The sequence below is a fragment of the Facklamia lactis genome, assembly GCF_015863205.1.
Lineage (GTDB): Bacteria > Bacillota > Bacilli > Lactobacillales > Aerococcaceae > Facklamia > Facklamia lactis.
This window is the reverse complement of record NZ_JACBXQ010000017.1, coordinates 1-810: the sequence shown is the minus strand read 5'-3', so window position 1 is coordinate 810 and position 810 is coordinate 1. Positions and strand designations below refer to the sequence as shown.

1 protein-coding gene and 1 pseudogene are annotated in these 810 nt (G+C 44.2%); one reads left to right on the top strand and one right to left on the bottom strand.

From position 1 onward, the window contains the following. Positions 1 to 564, top strand: a 564-nt coding sequence (locus tag HZY91_RS10775) for an IS66 family transposase (RefSeq protein ID WP_235991638.1), incomplete at its 5' end; no start/stop codon positions are given. 43 nt (positions 565 to 607) lie between these two features. On the opposite strand, the pseudogene HZY91_RS10770 reads toward HZY91_RS10775, so the two are convergent. Then, positions 608 to 810 (bottom strand): annotated as a pseudogene (locus HZY91_RS10770) (hypothetical protein); the annotation flags it as partial.

Genomic DNA, 810 nt, shown 5'->3' with positions numbered 1-810 from the left:
TGTTTCCGTGTACGGCATGCCCTTTCAGCCCATTCCTTGTCCCTCGTTCTCTGCTACTCCCGCTCCCATTCTCCCTTACAATCAGGACATTGCCATCGCATGACCCGGTCTGCCTCCAGACCGGATATGCCGATTTTTCTGCTAGCCGCCAAGCAAGCCGTTGAAGCCCATCACGGTGCACTTTCCGAAGAAGAAGCGAGACGGTGGGAACGAGTGTATGATCGCATCCTAGAAAGAGCACAACATCGATTGGAAACGATGACACCTCTTCCGAAAAAAGCACTCGCTTTTGTTCGACGGCTTCAGAAACGAAAGGAAGAAGCGTTGCGTTTCTTACGTGAAGTACATGTTCCCTTTGACAACAACCAAGCCGAACGCGATCTTCGCATGGTTAAAGTCAAAGAGAACATTTCGGGTACGTTTCGCGTAGAAACATTCGCCCAGTCTTTTTGTATCACAAGAAGCATCGTTTCCACACTGACGAAACACGAAAAAAACGTGTGGGATTCGTTATGTCTTCTGTTGACGGGTGACACGCTTGATCGCGTTCTTTCTACCACTTAGGGCATTTTCTATTACGGGGATGCCCTATTTGTGTTGCGCTTCTTTACATACTACTATCGGAGTGAATAGTTACAAAATCTTTTCCTACAAATACCAAATTACATCTGTTAATATGAATTTTTTCTTCTACTGATTTTAAGACATCCGCTTTATCAGGAACCTCATCCATATTTAACCCAAATGGAACTGAATAAACTTTACTAGGATCAATTTGATAATCTCTAATTGCAGAATTTCTTGCCCAAT